Below are 15,942 nucleotides of genomic sequence, written 5' to 3' on the forward strand. Positions count from 1 at the left end.
CTCGCCGACCACCTACCCGGTGTCCTTCACCGGGAAGGGCGACGCCTCAGCGGACGGCAGTGTGCTGACCAAGGTGTCCACGACCTCGTTCACCCTGACCGACGCGGACTCGACCGTGACCACGTGGACGAAGACCGGGACGGTCTGGCTGGTGTCCTCGATCGCCGAGCCAGGCTCGCTGACCACCTCCTACACCTACGACGGGTCGAACCGGGTCACCCAGATCGTCGCCCCCGCCCCGAGCGGGGTGTCGTGCACGTCGGCGCCGACGTCGACGGCCGGCTGCCGAACCTTGACCCTGGCCTACGCCTCATCGTCCACGTCAACGCCCCCGGGGGACTTCGCGGGACGCCTCAAGAGCATCACCTACACCGCGGCCGATCCCCAGAACACCAACACGATGACCACCATCGAGGTGGCGCACTACGCCTACGACTCCGCCGGGCGGCTGGTGCAGGCGTGGGACCCGCGGCTGGACCACTCCGGCTCGCATGTGATGACCCAGTACGGCTACTACTCAGGGACGAACCGGCTGCAGACCTACACCCCACCCGGACTGGCCGCCTGGACCATCACCTATGACGGCAGCAACCGGGTCGCGACCGTGTGGCGTCCCGACGCGGCGCTGGGGCAGACCGCGACCTGGACGATGGCCTACGGGATCAACCCGGCCGGCGGGGGTGGCTCCACCGGGCTGCCCGACCTGTCCGCGACCGCGATGGCGACCTGGGGGCAGAACAGCGACCTGCCGGTGACCGGGACCGCGGTGTTCCCCCCCGACCACGTCCCCTCCGGCACCCCGACCGCCTCGGACTGGCCCTACGCGCCGATCAGCTACCTGGACGCCGACGGTCGTGACGTCAACGACGCCGGCTACGGCGCCGGTGCCTGGCAGATCGACACGACCACGTATGCGGCGAACGGGAGCCTGGTCCGTACCCTCGGCGCGCGGGAGCGCGCGGAGGCGCTGGACACCTCGAACGCGGCGTCGTGGGCGTCCGGGTACGCCAACGCGGTCCGCAACACCGCCTCCTCGGTCACCCGGGCCGCGATGCTGGACAGCGAGGACACCTACGACTCGACCGGGGTGGAGCTGACCGACACCCTGGGGCCGATCCACCAGGTCCGGCTCGACAACGCGACCATCGTGGACGCCCGGACCCACGTCCACACCGACTACGACCAGGGCTCCCCGGGCGGGGCGACCTACTACCTGCCCACCAACACGGCGACCAGCGCACGGACCCTCGACGGCACCGACCACGACACCCGCTCCACCGTCACCGGCTACGGAGCGATCGTCTCCGGGGACCCCACCGGGTGGAGCCTGCGCGAACCCACCCGCTCCACGGTGCACATGGGCGGGAGCAACGACATCATCACCACCACCCGCTACAACCCGCAGGGCCAGGTGGTCGAGACCCGGCTGCCCGGTAACTCCTCCGGCGGCGGCGCGGGAACCACTATTGCTACCTACTGGACCGCGACCGGGACCGGGACGTGCAACGGCAACCCGGCGCTGGCCGGGATGGTGTGCCAGACCGCCCCGGCCGCCCAGCCGTCCGGGGCTCCCCTGCCGGTTCGTGCCCAGACCTATGACCTTTATGGAGACCCGGTCACGATCACTGAGACATATCCCGGTACGAGCACCATCCGGACAGTCACCCTCAGCTACGACTCGGTCGGGCGTGTGACCGGGGACAATCTGTCTGTCTCGCCGACGGCTTCCGGAGGCACACCACTACCGCCCGCCACCATCACCTACGACCCTACGACCGGGTTTGTCACCTCGGTCTCGACCTCAGGCGGGTCGATCGGCCAGACCTACGACACCCTCGGCCGGGTGCACACCTACACCGACGCGACCGGGAATGTGACCACCACCGGCTACGACATCGACGGGCGGGTCGCGACCGTGGCGGACGGGAAGGGCACCGCCACCTACACCTACGACTCCTCCAACGAGCACCGCAGCCTGGTCACCGCGCTAGACACCGGGATGGGCGCCAACCCGTCGGTGTTCTCCGCGACCTATGACGCGGGTGGGGACCTCGCGAGCCAGACCTACCCGAGCGGGCTGGTCGCCACCACGACCGCCAACGATGTCGGGGAGCCGGTCGCCCTGAGGTACGCGAAGACGTCGACGTGGCTGGAGTTCACCCGCACCTTCACCAGCCAGGACCAGGCCGCCACCGACACCAGCCCGCAGTCCGCCCAGTCCTACGGCTACGACCCCGACGCCCGGCTGACCAGCGTGGCTGACACCGTCAGCGGATTCTGCACCACCAGGGTGTATGCGTTCGACCCGACCCTGACCGGCGGGCTGGACTCCAACCGGACCAGCCTGACCAGCTACCCCGCCGTATCCGGGGGGGCCTGCTCCACCGCGACCACCCCGACCACCATCACCAACACCTTCGACACGGCGGACCGGATCACCAACACCGGCTACAGCTACGACGACCTCGGCCGAACACTGACGATCCCCGCCGGCGACGCCGCCTCGGCCAGCACGCTGACGTACTACGCCAACGACACCGTCAACACGATGACCTCCGGGTCGGCCGTACGGACAGTCAGTCTCGATCCCGGTCTGCGCGTCCTGACCATTCAGGACTCGGGTGGTTCGAACCCCGGCACTGTCACGGATCACTACTCGGGCTCGGGTGACAGCCCAGTTTGGGTTACCGAGAAGGACGGGACGTGGACCCGGAACGTCATCGGGGTCGACGGAAGCCTGGCGGCTCTCCAAACCTCCTCGCAGGCCACGCTAAAACTCACCGATCTTCACTCCGACATCGTTGCCACCGTTCCTGACCAGACGTCAGCTACCGGGATCGCGTCCTATTCCGAGAGCACCGAATTCGGTCTCACCCGGGCCGGGGACACCGCGCCAGCCCGCTACGGCTGGCTGGGTGGCGCTCAGCGGGATGCCAGTTCGGCAACGGGTTTGGTGCTGATGGGAAGCCGGGTCTATAACCCATTCACAGGTCGGTTCCTGCAATCTGACAGCATCGAGGGTGGAAACGCGAATGCGTACACCTACCCCACGGACCCGGTGGATGGCGCAGATCTATCTGGTGACTCCATGTGTGCGGCCCCATGTGGTGCGGGAGGCGCCCCTGTCGCTCTTCCAGTCATCAACTTCCCGCCGACCGTCGCCAGCCTCGCGGCGGCCGTGGCCGCCCTCATCGGCGTGTCCGCCAAGCTGCTCGAGGGCATGTCCGAAGAGGCCCTGAAGAAGACGCCTAAGCCGACGAAACGTGAGGACTGCTCGGAAGCTTTGAAACGAAGCAAGACCTCAAACTGCTATGAAGGCTGGACGGGCGTCTACTACATCTGGATTGTTAGGTACGCCGGCGCGCCAACGGACGTTTGGAAATACGGGATCACCACGAACCGCTCGTGGGAGCGGCCGAAATCCCAGCTCAACAAATGCAGGAAGAAGGCGGACCTTGCCGGTGGTGGCGACTGCGGCTACGAGCCACTAGCGAGCTACTCCACTCGCTGGCAGGCTAGAGTCCAAGAGTACTTGCTCATTTTGGAGTATTTCACAGAAAATGACCAGTTCCCTGAAGGCCAACCCAGCGGGATGTGATTCCGAGGCTCCGGAGGTAGCGCAGGTGCCGATTCTGCGGCATGTACAGATCTACCCGTTCTCGGGCTTCTATGACCGCCGGTGGGGAGTCGAGGGACGGGACGAGAGCACTGATCGGATGTGCCGGATCTCGCGGGCGCTGTGCGAGGTGTACAGCGAAGAGGTGAGGGCTCATCGGGTCGCGATGCACTGCTCGATCCTGCGCATCAGCGCGGTCGACTACCCGCCCGGACGCCAGGACTGGGGCTGGGCCAAGTACGTGTCCGGTGCACAGGACTCCATGGAGTGGGGTCATATCTGCGCACCCGAGAGGTTCTCGTCGTGGGAGGCCGTCGCGGCGAAGACCTGGGTGCTGGACGCGGTGCACTCGATCGCGGTGCAGATGGCCGAGTACCGGGGCCTGGACCCCGAGCCGTTCGAGGCGGCCCGGGCGGCGGTGCTGGCGGCGGGGTTCGCCTATCGCCTCGATGGCGCCTGGAAGTCCGCGCCCGGACGGCGGTTGAGGGCGCGGCCGCGGTACTGGCTGCACGACGACGGGTTCGGCCGGGCCGTGGTCGAGGTGAGCGATCCGACGGGGACGGTGGTGGCCCAGACCCCGCAGTTCCTGACCTTCACCACCTCGGAGGGGATGCGCCGCTCGGCGCGCACGCTGCGCTGGGTCCAGCCGCGCCGGCTGCAGTTCATCCCGTTCGCCGACCCGCTCGGGCTGGGCGAGCGGGTCTGGGAGATCACCGTCCGGCCGGGCGGGGACGGGACCGGGTTCGGGGTCGAGGTGAGCGAGGCCGAGGCCGAGGAGATCGACTGGGCGGCGGAGATCGGCAACGCGCTGACCGCGCAGGGCATCCCGCCCGAGCGCGCTGACCGCGTCATCATGCGCGCCCAACGGCAGCGCGAGCACCCGCTGCGCACCGTCGCATCCGAGGGGCCAGTGCCGCTCGGGGCCGCGCGCATCACCCCGCCGAGGCATGCCACCGAGGCTGACTCGCCCCAGACTTAGTGCCGCTGGCGCCATGCCGATTCCAGATCAATCCAGGGGGTGGGAGCGCTGCGCCTTCAGCAGATCCAGCGGTGACCTGCCGCTCTCCAAGGGGGCTGCAGCAGCTCGTGGGTGATGCGGGGTAGTGGGGTGATCGCGCCATGAGTCTGGGCGCACCCCTAGCCTGGCGGGCGTGCCCAGTGTCGAGACCCCGACCCCTAGCACCTCCCCAGGTTACCTGGACCCCATGCGTTGGGGTCTGGCTGTGACGGTGGTGCAGCTAGTCGGGGTCTCGGCAGCGATGGCACGGTGGACGAGCGCGGGAAGCACGGTCTGCTGCTCACGGGTGAGACCTAGTTCTTCGGCGACTTGATCTAAGGCGCTGATGAGGGCAGCGGCGATCTCTTCATCGATCCGCGCCCGCCGTTCTGCGTAACCAGCGCCGATAAGGATCTTGAGAAGCCTCGCGGTCCGGTCCAGGGCACGTTCGTACAGGGTCACCTCCGCGCGCAGCTGCTCCACGCCGCCTGCCGTGGTGTAACGGATGTCCTCAAGGTCGTTGACCCGCACCCCGAGCGCCCTGAGCATCGCGTCCGACTTCGCGGCGAGCTGCGAAACCAGCTCCAAAGGGTCGACCACGCCGTCGAGACCCTCGAACGCCAGGAGCGCTTCAGCTTCGTCCTCCGCGGCTTGGCGTAAGAGCCGGCGCTTCGCGGCGGCGCGGACCTGCGGAGCAGACCCCCCGTGCATGCGGCAGACCGTCGCTCCGGCAACAGGCCACGACCCGCAGCGCTTGCCCGAGCGGGCGTGTGCGGTGCACCGCTGGCCTTCGTTCCGCTTGTTGGCCGTCATGTGTGCCCTCCCTGGTCAGGATTGCCAAAAGGCTAAGTTGGGGTCTAAGACCCAGCGCTTGATCTCGGGCACGGCGGCCAGCGGATTGGATATCCGACGGCACGCCGCTGGCCTGCGCGGAAGCGGCGTGTGAGGACGGCGTGGGAACGTCCCGCGGGGCGGGTCCCTGGGTCATGGACATCCATCTCCTTCACAAAGGCGGCCACGGAAGGCTGCGCAGCGGCAGCGAGCACGAGCGGCCGCCGCTGCGCGGCCTTCGTCACCAGCGGTAAGCGACCGTGGCGCGGGGGACGTCGTCGCCGATGTCGGCGGCGCAGTCACGGCACAGGGACCAGTCGGTCCTCGTGACCGTGTCGTGGAGCCTGCGACAGTTCTCGTCCTCTCCACGGCAACGCTCGCAGCGCAGCCAGTTGCTCTCTCCTTGGTCGATGAGCATGTGCCTGTCCTCTCTGTGTTGGTTGTTGTCGGCGCCGCGGGTCACGACGTCGGGGTTGGCTGGAGCGGGATGCAGGTGGGGTGCTGGGCGAGACCCCTACCGGTGAGCACGTCGCCTAGGCCGTCCCGCGCGCGCGCAACGTCTCGACCAGCGGCAGACCCCATCCGCGGCAGGGCGAGGCCGCGAGCGCGTGTGTCGGCGGGGTGAGACAGAGAGTCCGGGTGCTGCGCGTTGCTGCCGTCGAGGTGCGACAGAGATTCCGGGTCCCCCGTATCTCTTACTAGTGTTTCGTGTATTGGGGGAGGAATCTCTGTCGTACTTTCGGGCCAGTGAGCTATGAGCCAGTCGCTCGCGGACCACAGGTCGGCCGAGTTGTCGGCTTCGGACTTCTTGGTCCGGGTGGCGAGGCCGAGCAGCGCCAGGTCTTCGAGGTGGCGGCTGGCGGTCCGGGTGACCATGCCCACCCGCTCAGCGGCTGCGGACGTGCGTAGCGCCACGTGAGGGTCGGTGAGCAGGACCCGGATTAGGGCGGTGCGGATTGCCGGGACGCAGTCGATGGCGATGCGGCCGACGATGCTCCATGCGGTGTCGGGGTCGCAGCCGATGGCTTCGAGGCCGCCGAGCATCCGGCGTAGCGCAGTGACGAGTCGTCCGGGGCCTTCGATCTGCGGCATGAGGAGGAGCTCGCTGGTGTAGCCGTCTCGTTCGACGCCGGTGCGTGCCCGCACGGTGTAGGTGGCGAGCGCGATGAGCCTGGCGTTCTCCTGCGCGGTGAGGGCGCGGGACACCATGGAGATGTCCGCACCGGCAACCAGTCCGCTCATCGCGTCGGCGAGCTCCTGGCGCATCTGCCGCTCGTAGCCGACGTGGGCCAGTGCGAGCGCGCCGGTGGATGCCGGGTCAACGTCGGGGAGGCGAAGCAGGATGAACCTGTCGCCCAGTCCGGCGATGACGGCGTGGTGCCGGTCGAGGACGGGTGTGACGCCGCCGATGAGTCCGCACTTGCCGTCCCAATGCAGGACGTTCCCGCCGTCTGCGCCGACCGGGCGGTCCCAGCTGCCGTCGTAGATCTCCCGGAGGGCGGCGAGAACCTGCGAGCGGGAGTCGCGCTGCATGCTGAGGACGCTCGTGAAGTCCTTTGCGAGGAGCACCCCGAAGTCGCCGACCTGGCGCAGCATCCCGCCGGTGGCCTGCTTGCTCACGTCCTTCTTGGGGCTGCCGGACAGCAGTGCCGGTTCGGTGAGGGTGGCGACGGGGTGGACGTAGGGCAGTGGAGACACGGACTGCAGCACCTCGGTCTTGCCGGTTGACGGCGGGGCGACGAGCAGCAGCCACACGGGGTCGCCTGGTGCAAGGTTCGCAGCGACGGCGGCCGCGACGGCGTACAGCGGCGCGGGGTCGTCGAGGAACAGCCAGCGCCGGAATACAGTGAGGCAGTCGTCGAGCAGTCGCGCGCTCACACCGGCCCCCGGAGCGTGTCCTCGATGACCTGCCGCCACCGCGGGTCGGTGAGCAGACCGAGGTCGTTCAGCGTCCACCAGGCCGCGATCGCCGGGTCACGGCGCCACGGGACCGGCTGCCGCTGCCACGGGTCCCGGTGGCCCGTGTCGAGTGCGGTGCACCTGTTCGCGGCGGTACGGCGTCTGCGAATCTGGCTCCCTGGGGCCTCCGGGCCGACCTCGATGGTGTGCTTCACCCATCCGTGCTCGGCCCGGATCCGTGACGCCCACGCGGTCGCGTCAATGTCGGCCGACGGGGGTAACGTGACGTCGTCGCCGCCAAACGACGTGGACGCCGCCCCGGGCCGCCGCTCGGGTCGGCGTTCGGCGTTCATGACCCTGCCGCCGGCTCGATTCCGAGGGCGGCGAGGAGTCCGTCCGGGCCCCCGGTGACGACCTTGTAGCTGACGCCGATCCGGATCACCTTGCACGGGAACGTCCCCGTCTTCAGCAGCTCGTAGCCCTTGCCTCGGGACATGTCGAATGCCTTGAAGGCGACCGGGTCGGGGCTGACCACGGCTGGCAGGGCGAGGAGCTCCTGCCGACTCATACCCATCGCAACTCCCCTCGGTTCTCGGGTAGTACCTTGTGTAACGAGTAGTCACCTTTTAGACTGCTACTGCATCCCGCCGCATCCGTGTTCAGCGTGGGTGACGGGATGGGACAGGACCAACGTCACGGCGAGAACTTGAAGGGAGGTACTCGTTGACCGAGGCGAGGAGGATCACCGTCGAGGAGATCCCGCCTACCCAGCCCGTCCTCCTGGAGCGCACCAGCAGTGGCCACCTGTACTACGTGCCCGCTCGCTTCCGTGCCACGGTGAACGAGCCGGCGCTGGGAGGCGTGACCGCCCACCTGGTCATCGTCACGATGCCGCCCCGTAAGCCCCGTGTTCAGGAACTCTCCCTGGAAGCGTCCCGAGAGAGCGGCTGGGAGATCTCGGGCAGCATCCTGCGCACGTGGAACATGCCCACCGCCGTCAACGAGGCGGTGAAGAAGATCCGGAAACGGGGCCGCAAAGTGCGACCGTCCGACGTCCGCGGTCAGGCCATACCCGCCGGGGCGTTCGTCACCGAGAAGGACGTCGACCACAGCAAGGGGGGACCCGAGGGCAGAGTCCTTGTCGACGACCAGACAGAGATCTACGTCAGCGGCCGCGAAACCAAGCTGCCCCCCCGGGTCATCGAAGCCGCGCGCCTCTACACCAGCAGCGAAGCGCCAGCACACGGGCGGTTGGAGTGGGTGCAGCAGCGGATGGGCGTCGCCAGCAAGCAGACCGCCGCGAACTACATCACCCGAGCCCGCAAGGTCGGGCTGATCGCCGACAAGCCCCGCGCCTACACCCCGACCGACCGCACCCCGCCGGTCAGGTACCAGCACCCCGGCATCCCGCGCGCCGCCAAGGACGTCGCCCGCCGAGTGCAACCCCGCACACGAGGGAAGGACAGTTCGACATGAACCAACAGATTCAATGCTCCCGCTCGTCCCTACATCTGAGGGCGGTCAAGTCATGACCGGATCCGGGTCGGTGTTCCGCCGTTGCGCGTGCCGAGGGGAGGACGGCAAGCAACTCGGCTCGGCCTGCCCCAAGCTGGCCGCCAACGGCAAGCACGGATCGTGGTACCTGCAGATCAGGCTGCCCGGGCAAGCCACGCCCTACCGGCGCGGCGGTTTCGCCCGCAAGGCGGACGCACTCTCGGCGCTGAACGGGCTGCGGGAACGGCTCGGCCGGGGGGTGAGCGCACCGGATCGGCAGACGACCGGGGAGTTCCTCGAGGCGTGGCTGGCCGGCAAGCGCAGCCTGCGTGCGACCACCCGGCACGCCTACGCCGCGCACCTGCGCCTGCACCTGATCCCCGTCCTCGGCGCGATACCCCTGGACCAGCTCCGCCCGGAGGACGTGACCCGGCTCGTCGACCACGTCCTCGCCACTGGCGCTGGCCCGCAGACCGCGCGCCGGGTCCATGCCACCCTCCGCTCCGCGCTGAACACGGCGGTGAAGCAGCGGCGCCTCCCGTACAACCCAGCCGTGCACGTCGAGCTGCCGGAAGCTCACCGTCCCCCCGTGCACCCGTGGGAGCCCGACGAGCTCGGCAGGTTCCTCGACGCCGCCGCTGCTGACCGCCTCGGGTCCTTGTTCGAGGTCATGGTCTGGACGGGGCTTCGCCGCGGGGAGGTGTGCGGCCTGCGCTGGGTCGACGTCGACCTCGAACGCAAGGTTCTGCGTGTGCGGCAGCAGATCGTGAAGCTCGGCCGAGAGACCCTCGTGGGGCGGCCCAAGACAGCCTCCGGGGAGGACCGGGTAGTGGAGCTGGACGAGGCGACCACCGGCACCCTGCTCGCGCACCGACTGCTGCAGGACGCGGAACGGGACAGGCTCGGCGCCGCGTGGCAGGACTCCGGGCTCGTGTTCACCCGCGAGGACGGGTCGGCGCTGCACCCGGACTCGGTCAGCCGCCGGTTCGTCACCCTCGCCCGGAAGGCGGGACTCCGCCGGGTCCGGCTTCACGACCTGCGGCACGGTCACGCCTCGGTGCTGCTCGCGGCCGGTGTCCCCATGCCCGTGATCAGTAAGCGACTCGGGCACTCCTCGATCGTCATCACGAACGACACCTACAGCCACCTGTTAGAGGGCGTCGGGCGGGCCGCCGCTGAGGCTGCTCGCGGGATCGTCCCCCGGTCTGTTCCCACACCGTTCCCACAAGGCCCCCTCGCGGTACCCGCCGAGAGCCGTACCGAGGACATCCGTGCAGGTCAGGAGGGTGGGGCGGGTGGGGCTCGAACCCACGACCGACGGATTATGAGTCCGCTGCTCTGACCGGCTGAGCTACCGCCCCTCCTACGGCGACCCTACGGCCCGTGTGCCCGCGCCGGCGCCGGCGCCGGCCACCCGCGCCGTGCCGCGGCCGATTCCCGCTGGGTCCATGTCGGGGCGTCGTGATGAGATCGACGTGTGACCCGCCGAGGCCTGGTGCTCTTCGTCGCCATGAGCCTCATCTGGGGGATCCCGTACCTGCTCATCAAGATCGCCGTCCGCGAACTGACTCCGGCGTCCCTCGTGCTGTGCCGGACCGCCCTCGGCGCACTGGTGCTGCTGCCCTTCGCGATCTCGGGCCGGCACCTGCGCCCGCTGCTCCCCCACTGGCGGATGCTCGCGCTCTACTCCATCGTCGAGATCACCATCCCGTGGCTTCTGCTCGGGCACGCCGAGCAGAAGCTGACCAGTTCGCTGACCGGCCTGCTGGTCGCGACCGTGCCGCTGGTCGGCGCGGTCATCGCCCGCTTCACGGGCGACCACGAGCGCTTCCACGCCAGGCGCGCGCTCGGCCTGCTGGTCGGCCTGGCCGGCGTGGCCGCGCTGGTCGGCCTCGACCTCGACCAGATCGACCTGCCGTCCGTGGGCCTCGTGTTCGGTGTCGCGGTCTGCTACGCGGTCGGGCCGTGGATCCTCTCCCACAAACTGAGCGACGCCCCGCCGCTGGGCGTGGTCACGGCCTCGCTCCTGCTGACGGCGGCCATCTACCTGCCGATGGGCGTGGCCCAGCTGCCCGGATACTGGCCGTCCACCGAGGTCGTGGCCTCGGTGGTCACCCTCGCCCTGGTCTGCACCGCCCTCGCGTTCGTGCTGTTCCTGGCGCTGATCGCGGAGGTCGGCCCGGTCCGTGCGACCGTCATCACCTACGTCAACCCGGCCGTCGCGGTCGCGCTCGGCGTGGGGCTGCTCGGGGAGCCGTTCACCGCCGGTACCGCGGTCGGTTTCGTCCTCGTCCTGGCCGGCTCTTACCTCGCGACTCGGCGGGCCCCTCAGGCGCGCCCAGTGGCCGCGCAGGCGCTCCCGGCAGAGGCCTGAGGGAGGCGGGAGCGGTGGCTCCCGCGACTGGACTCGAACCAGTAACCGTCCGATTAACAGTCGGATGCTCTGCCAATTGAGCTACGCGGGATCAGCGACTACGGGCGAGTCAGGTTATCAGCACGCTGCGTGGCGCCCGGACGCGCGAACGGCCAGGTCACTTGGCAGAAGGCGGTCGGCGGGTATGGAGTATGACCCGAGCCGATCAAGGAGACCACATGCGCCTCACCGAACCGTTGAGCTTCGTCCTCGGCGCCGCCGTGGGGTTCCTCGCCGGAACCTCCGCCGCCCGTCGCCAGTACGCCCAGCTTCGCGACGCCGCCGACACCTTCGTCCACGACCCGGCGCTGCGTGACCGGGCGACCAAGGCCACCTCCGCCGCGACCTCGGCCGGTACGGCAACAGTCGCGAAGGCCAAGGACGTGGCCGGCAACGTCACGACGGCCGTGAAGTCCAAGATCGGCGCCAGCCAGAACGGCTCGGACTCCTCGATCGACATCACCGAGAGCAGCGACACGACCGTCTGACGTCGCTGTCGTCGGCGGCGGCTCGCCGGTCAGACCCCGTACGTCTGCCGCAGCCGCTCGAGGGCCTCGTGCGCCAGCCGCCGCAGCTCGGGGTCCGCGGGGTCCAGGCCGGGGTCGAACGCCACCGTCCAGCGCACCTCGCTGTCCCCGAACGGGACGCGGCGTGCGCTGAAGCGCGCTCCCGCGTCGCCGCGCAGGTCGACGTGCTCGCTGACCAGGATCGAGGCGCGCACCCGTTCGCGGATGACCTCGGGCAGCAGGCCGCAGTCCTCGACGTCGAAGACGTGGGTCTCGCGCGCCGTGACCACCCGCAGGAGGGGGTCCTCCCACGTCGCCGCGTTGACCCGGTCCCAGTCGATGCGCAGGCCGCGCGCCGGCACGAGCAGCGCCAACCTGGTCGCCTGCAGCTCCTCGCCGGTGACCAGCCTGGCCTGAGCGAGCACGGCGCCGGTCCGGGGGCTCACCCGCTCCCCACTGCGAGCTCCCGTAGCTCCCGGCGTCGCTGCTCCAGCGCGACCAGCTCGCCGAAGAGCTCCTGCATCGCTTGCGGGTCCGAGCCGTCGAGGCGTTGCAGCTGCGAGCGGAGCTCGCCCTCGCGCCGCACGACCACCCGCTCCCCCACCCGCGCCGCTTGGGCCTTCGCGTAGCGGGAGTCCGGCTCGCCGTCGCAGCGCAGCGGCTCCACCGCCAGCTCGGTGATCAGCGAACGGATCGTGTCGTCGCCAGCGAGCTCCTGCAGGGTCTCGACCCACGCGCGGGGCTGCTCCGCCGCGGCGCGCGGTCCGCCAGCGGCGAGCACGACCGCGGCCACCTTCGTGTACGCCGGGTGCCCGAACGCCTCGGGCACCAGGGCGTCGAAGCCGTCCTCGAGCAGCGCCGGCACCTGGATCGCGCACTTCAGGGCCTCGCGGTCGACGGTGAGCCGGTGGTCGGACGGGTCGGGTCGGGTGGCTGCGCCGGCCTCGCCCTTCTCGGCCGGTCGGGCCACCGCCTCGGTCACGTGCTGCGAACGGTCGCCGGACGCTGGACCCCGGGGGGTCCGCCCGGAGACGGTACGCGCGGCCGCACGTACCGCCTCGGCCACCGGGCGGGCCTCCATCCCGAGCCAGCCGGACAGCCGACGGGCGTACTCGTCGCGCAGCGCTACGTCTCGGATGCGGGCGACGATCGGGGCGGCCTCGTTGAGGGCGGCGATGCGGCCCTCGGGATAGGACAGGTCCTCGCCGCGCAGCACCGAGCGGATGGCGAACTCGAAGAGCGGTACCCGTGACTCGACGAGCTCGCGGACCGCCTCGTCGCCGCGCTGCTGGCGCAGCTCGCAGGGGTCCAGCCCCGAGCGCTCGATGGCGACGAAGGTGCGCGTCACGAACTGCTGGTCCTCGCCGAAGGCGCGTACCGCGGCTTTCTGCCCGGCGGCGTCGCCGTCGAAGGTGAAGATCACCTCACCGCGCAGGGCGTCGTCGTCCATGAGCAGGCGGCGCAGCACCTTGATGTGCTCGCTGCCGAACGCGGTCCCGCAGGTCGCGATCGCCGTGTCCACCCCGGCGAGGTGGCAGGCCATGACGTCGGTGTAGCCCTCGACGACGACCGCCCGCTGCTGCTTGGCGATCTCGCGCTTGGCCAGGTCGAGTCCGTAGAGGACCTGGCTCTTGCGATAGATGGGGGTCTCCGGGGTGTTGAGGTACTTCGGCCCGTCGTCGTCGGCCAGCAGCTTGCGGGCGCCGAAGCCGACGACGTCGCCGGCCAGGTCGCGGATCGGCCAGACGAGGCGGCCCCGGAAGCGGTCGTAGACGCCCCGCTGTCCCTGGACGACCAGCCCGCCGGCCAGCAGCTCGGCGTCGGTGAACCCGGCCCCGCGCAGGTGGCGGGTGAGGTGGTCCCAGCCCGCGGGGGCGTACCCGACCGCGAAGCGGCGCACGGCCTCGTCGTCGAACCCGCGTTCGGCGAGGAAGCGGCGGCCCGGCTCGGCCTCAGGCGTCGCGAGCTGGTCCTGGTAGTACATGGCCGCCGCCTTGTGCGCGGCCACGAGCCGGGTCCGCTGGCCCTGCTGCCGCCCGGGTGCCGACCCGGCCTCCTCGTAGCGCAGCTGCACCCCGGTGCGCGCCGCGAGCTGCTCGACGGCCTCGCTGAAGCTCAGGTGGTCGAGCTTGACGACGAAGTCGAAGGCGTCCCCACCCACTCCGCAGCCGAAGCAGTAGAACAGCCCCTTGGCCGGGCTGACCTGGAACGACGGCGACTTCTCGTCGTGGAAGGGGCACAGGCCCTTCAGCGAGCCGCCGCCGGCCGAGCGCAGCTGGACGCGCTCGCCGACGACCTCCTCGATGCGGGCCCGCTCCCGGACAGCCGCCACGTCCTCCACGCGGATCCGGCCGGCCATGCCAGCGAGTCTACGGTCGCCGGCGACGTACCCCCTCCGATCCGTCCACCGCCCCCGATCTTCCGAATGAACGCGGCGTTCAGTCGGTCCTATTGGAGCAATGTCGCGTTCAGTCGAGAAAAGGGGGGCGTTACAAGGGGCGCCAGGCTCGGTGGTGGGGGACGTTCATCGGGGGTTCGAGGAACTCCTCGGGCTCGATGCGAAAGCCGTGGCGGCGGTAGAAGTCGAGGGCCACCGAACGGGCGTTGCACCAGAGCAGGCGCCCGCCGGCGGTGGTGACCAGGTCGATCCCGGCCAGCAGCAGCGCCGAGCCGACGCCGGTGCCCCGCACCTGCTCGGCGCTCGCCATCCCGCGCAGCCGCCAGGCCGGGCCGGCCACCGGCGGGGACCCCTCCGGCCAGGGCGAGGGGAAGTACGTGGCGCAGCCGACCACCCGCCCGTCGGGCCCACGGACCGCGAGGTGGTGCGCCCCCGGGTCGCCGTCCTCGGCGTACCGGGAGGCGTCGAGCGCCAGCCCGGGACGCAGTACGGCGCTGCGCAACAAGACGACGTCGTCGACCGAGACCTCCTCGACCGCCGGCAGCGCACGCCCGCCCCCAGCACGCTCAGCCACGCCGCACCTCGAGGGCCGCGGACCTAGGCACGCTCGCCCCGGCCCGGCGCAGCCTCAGGCACCCAGGACCTCCCCCAGCGGCACGCCGGCGTCGGTGAGCCGCGCGACGTCGACCGGGCGCCGGGCACGGACGAGGGCCTGGATCGCGTCGGTGACGTCCCACACGTTGACGTTCATCCCGGCGAGCACCACGTCCGCAGCGTCGAGCCAGAAGGCGACGAACTCCCGGCCGGCGACGTCGCCTCGGGTGACGACCCGCGCGTACCCCTCCGGGTGGCCGGAGAACTCCATGCCCAGGTCGTACTGGTCGGAGTAGAAGTACGGCACCCGGTCGAAGCTGACCTCCTGGCCGAGCATGGCGCGTGCCGCGGCCGGGCCGGCGTGCAGCGCGTTGGCCCAGTGCTCGACGCGCAGGTGCCGCCCGAGCAGCGGCGAGTACGCCGACGCGACGTCGCCGGCCGCGAACACGTCGGGGTCCGACGTACGCAGGGACGCGTCGACGACCACCCCGTTGTCGACGGCCAGCCCGGCGGCCTCCGCCAGGTCGGTCGCCGGCCGGGCGCCCACGCCGACCACCACGACGTCGGCCTCGTGGGGGGTGCCGGCGGCGTCCACGACGGTCCACGACGGGCCGTGGCGCTCCAGGGCGCTGACGCCCGTCCCCAGCACCAGGACGACCCCGTTCGCCCGGTGCAGGTCGGCGAACACCCCGCCCATCTCCGCGCCCAGGGCGGCCAGCAGCGGCGCCGGCTGCGGCTCGATCACGGTCACGTCGTTGCCGTACGTCCGCGCGGCCGCGGCCACCTCCAGGCCGATCCAGCCGCCGCCGACCACCACGACCCGTCGGCCGCCCGGCTGCAGGTCGGCACGCAGCCGCTCGCTGTTGGCCAGCGAGCGCAGGTAGTGCAGCGGCGCGTCCTCGGCGCCGGGGACCGCGAGCTTGCGGGGGAAGGCGCCCGTGGCCAGCAGCAGGCGGTCGTAGCCCACGGCGCCGCCGCCCTCGAGGGCGACGGTGTGCGCGGCCAGGTCGATCCCCGAGGCCCAGGTGCCCAGGCGCAGGTCGACGTCGTGGGCGGCGTACCAGCCCGGCTCGTGCACCTGCGCCTTCTCGGCCGCCTCGGTTCCGAGCAGGAAGCCCTTCGACAGCGGTGGACGCTCGTACGGCACCTGCTTCTCGCCCGAGACGAGGACCACGCTGCCGTCGAAGCCCTCGG

The 15,942-nt window shown here is 70.5% G+C and carries 14 protein-coding genes and 2 tRNA genes; 5 read left to right on the forward strand and 11 right to left on the reverse strand.

The features are described 5' to 3' along the window. Window positions 1-3,598: RHS repeat-associated core domain-containing protein (locus tag VMI11_14040; GenBank protein HTY73520.1), on the forward strand; the 3,598-nt coding region annotated here is incomplete at its 5' end. Between the two features lie 25 nt (window positions 3,599-3,623). Beyond that, on the forward strand, window positions 3,624-4,595 hold the full coding sequence (locus VMI11_14045) for a hypothetical protein (protein HTY73521.1): 972 nt from the start codon (window positions 3,624-3,626) through the stop codon (window positions 4,593-4,595). Between the two features lie 213 nt (window positions 4,596-4,808). Here VMI11_14045 and VMI11_14050 read toward each other — a convergent pair whose 3' ends face one another. The 4 genes from VMI11_14050 to VMI11_14065 form a co-directional block, all read right to left on the reverse strand. Continuing rightward, window positions 4,809-5,426, reverse strand: a complete 618-nt coding sequence (locus tag VMI11_14050; protein HTY73522.1) for an HGGxSTG domain-containing protein — start codon at window positions 5,424-5,426, stop codon at window positions 4,809-4,811. A gap of 477 nt (window positions 5,427-5,903) precedes the next feature. Next, window positions 5,904-7,322, reverse strand: coding sequence for a hypothetical protein (locus VMI11_14055; GenBank protein HTY73523.1), 1,419 nt, complete (start codon window positions 7,320-7,322; stop codon window positions 5,904-5,906). Further along, window positions 7,319-7,558, reverse strand: a complete 240-nt coding sequence (locus VMI11_14060; protein ID HTY73524.1) for a hypothetical protein — start codon at window positions 7,556-7,558, stop codon at window positions 7,319-7,321. Before VMI11_14060 ends, VMI11_14055 begins: the two co-directional genes overlap by 4 nt. Window positions 7,559-7,692: 134 nt before the next feature. Beyond that, on the reverse strand, window positions 7,693-7,917 hold the full coding sequence (locus tag VMI11_14065) for a hypothetical protein (GenBank protein HTY73525.1): 225 nt from the start codon (window positions 7,915-7,917) through the stop codon (window positions 7,693-7,695). Between the two features lie 149 nt (window positions 7,918-8,066). Here VMI11_14065 and VMI11_14070 point away from each other — a divergent pair, with 149 nt between their 5' ends. Further along, window positions 8,067-8,819 carry a hypothetical protein gene (locus VMI11_14070; GenBank protein HTY73526.1) on the forward strand — a complete coding sequence of 251 codons (753 nt, stop codon included), beginning with the start codon at window positions 8,067-8,069 and terminating at the stop codon, window positions 8,817-8,819. Between the two features lie 10 nt (window positions 8,820-8,829). On the opposite strand, the gene VMI11_14075 is transcribed toward VMI11_14070, so the two are convergent. Further along, a complete protein-coding gene (locus VMI11_14075) occupies window positions 8,830-9,888 on the reverse strand; it encodes a hypothetical protein (protein ID HTY73527.1) in 1,059 nt (352 codons plus the stop codon). Window positions 9,889-10,124: 236 nt separating this feature from the next. Next, window positions 10,125-10,198 (reverse strand) — tRNA-Ile (locus tag VMI11_14080). Window positions 10,199-10,314: 116 nt separating this feature from the next. Between VMI11_14080 and VMI11_14085 the strand changes: the two genes are divergently transcribed. Beyond that, on the forward strand, window positions 10,315-11,211 hold the full coding sequence (locus VMI11_14085) for a DMT family transporter (protein ID HTY73528.1): 897 nt from the start codon (window positions 10,315-10,317) through the stop codon (window positions 11,209-11,211). A 15-nt stretch (window positions 11,212-11,226) separates the two neighbouring features. Here VMI11_14085 and VMI11_14090 read toward each other — a convergent pair. Further along, window positions 11,227-11,302 (reverse strand) — tRNA-Asn (locus tag VMI11_14090). Between the two features lie 127 nt (window positions 11,303-11,429). On the opposite strand from VMI11_14090, the gene VMI11_14095 reads away from it, so the two are divergent. Further along, window positions 11,430-11,738, forward strand: a complete 309-nt coding sequence (locus VMI11_14095; GenBank protein HTY73529.1) for a hypothetical protein — start codon at window positions 11,430-11,432, stop codon at window positions 11,736-11,738. A 29-nt stretch (window positions 11,739-11,767) separates the two neighbouring features. Here VMI11_14095 and VMI11_14100 read toward each other — a convergent pair whose 3' ends face one another. The 4 genes from VMI11_14100 to VMI11_14115 all read right to left on the reverse strand — a co-directional run. Next, a complete protein-coding gene (locus VMI11_14100; GenBank protein HTY73530.1) occupies window positions 11,768-12,202 on the reverse strand; it encodes a hypothetical protein in 435 nt (144 codons plus the stop codon). Beyond that, entirely contained in the window at window positions 12,199-14,115 is a 1,917-nt protein-coding gene (gene dnaG, locus VMI11_14105; GenBank protein ID HTY73531.1) for a DNA primase, read from the reverse strand. Before dnaG ends, VMI11_14100 begins: the two co-directional genes overlap by 4 nt. Before the next feature lie 130 nt (window positions 14,116-14,245). Beyond that, window positions 14,246-14,728, reverse strand: a complete 483-nt coding sequence (locus tag VMI11_14110; protein ID HTY73532.1) for a GNAT family N-acetyltransferase — start codon at window positions 14,726-14,728, stop codon at window positions 14,246-14,248. A 54-nt stretch (window positions 14,729-14,782) separates the two neighbouring features. Further along, window positions 14,783-15,942: FAD-dependent oxidoreductase (locus VMI11_14115; GenBank protein HTY73533.1), on the reverse strand; the 1,160-nt coding region annotated here is incomplete at its 5' end.

The organism is Actinomycetes bacterium, assembly GCA_035506535.1.
In the GTDB taxonomy this organism is placed as follows: domain Bacteria; phylum Actinomycetota; class Actinomycetes; order DATJPE01; family DATJPE01; genus DATJPE01.